Here is a 1,411-nt window from a genome sequence, read left to right as displayed (position 1 = left end):
GGCCGCGTGCCGGCCGGCGCGCCGTCCGCGGGACGGGCCGTCAACTGCACCGGCCCTCTTCCTGCTCGCTGCACCACTGCAGGTATTCCTTGGTGTACGCGTTGTGCTCCGCCAGTGTCTCGGCGAACTTGGTCTCGCCGGTGTCCAGGTTGACCGTCACCCAGTAGTAGTAGGGGACGTCGGCCGGATTGGCGGCCGCGTCGATGGCAGGCCCGCCGGGTGAGTTGATCGGCCCGGCCGGCAGCCCGGTGTGCGCGTACGTGTTGTACGGATTGGACTTGTCGGCCTTCTCCTCGGGCGTGATGTCGTAGCCCTTCCGGCCCAGCCCGTAGGTGACCGTGGCGTCGGACTGGATCAGGCCGTTCGTTTCGGTGTTGTCGGGCTTGAGCCGGTTCTGGATGGCCCCGGCGACCTTGGCGTAGTCGGCCTCGCCCGCCTCGGCTTCGATGATGCTCGCGATGGTCAGCACCCGGAACTGTTCCTGCGGATCGGTGATGCCGTCCGCGGTCAGCCGCTCCTTGGTGTTGGCGACCAGTTCGGAGATGATGTCCTCCGCGGTGGCGTCCAGCGGCCAGCGGTATTCTCCGGGGAACAGGTACCCTTCCAGGTTCCGTGCGTCCTTGGGCAAATCGAACTGCTGCGGATTCTTGGCCAGCTCCGCGAACTCGGAGGCCGGGATCTTCGTGCCCTTGCTCAGGGCGTCGAACACCTCGTTCTGCCGCCAGGTGCGGTTGATGGCAACGTAGGAAACCTTCTCCCCCACGTCCGCGAGCAGGATGGCGGCCGCGTCGGCGGCGGGCAGCTTGTACTGCATCTCGTAGTCGCCGGGCTGGACCTCGCGGCCGTTGGCCTGGCTGGCCAGCTCGCCGAGGAATATTTCGCTGTTGGAGACGATGTCCTGCTCCACGAGGGAACTGGCGATGGCCAGCGGGCCGGCGCCTTGTTCCACGGTGAAGGTTACCTGCCCCTCCCCGGGGCCCGCGTAGTCTTCGGGGCCGCCGCCCATGCCGAGCAGGTTCTGCAGGAACAGCACGACGCCGACCAGACCGGCGGCGAAGACGGCGAACACCACCAGCATGATCGTGTTGCGCCGGCGGCGGGCGCGCTGCTTGCTGCGGGCCGGGCCCTTGCGGCCGGGCGCCGGTTCGTCCTCGAAAAAGTCCAGCCGGCCGTCGTGGTAGACCTGTCCGTCGTCCTGGTACACGACGCCGTCGTCGGCGACGTCCCAGTTTTGCTCCGCGTCGCCGTCCTCGGCGGGAACCTGCTGCTGGACCACGGTGGCCGGCTCCGGTTCATGCCAGGCGGCGGACCGTTCGTCCTCGATGATGGGTTCCGGCTCGTCCCAGCCGGCCGCAACCGGTGCGTCCCCCACGCCGGCCTCCGGCTCGTCCCGAGCGGGGGCGACGGGGGC

The 1,411-nt window shown here is 68.8% G+C and carries 1 protein-coding gene; it reads right to left on the bottom strand.

The window, feature by feature from the left end; all coding sequences use genetic code 11:
• Window positions 1-40 precede the first annotated feature (40 nt).
• Window positions 41-1,411: endolytic transglycosylase MltG (mltG, locus tag AC5RUJ_RS16275; RefSeq protein ID WP_494156247.1), on the bottom strand; the 1,371-nt coding region annotated here is incomplete at its 5' end.

This window comes from Arthrobacter sp. Y3223164 (genome assembly GCF_059091005.1).
Note: the sequence above shows the minus strand (reverse complement) of the source record. Positions and strands in the feature narration are given on the sequence as shown.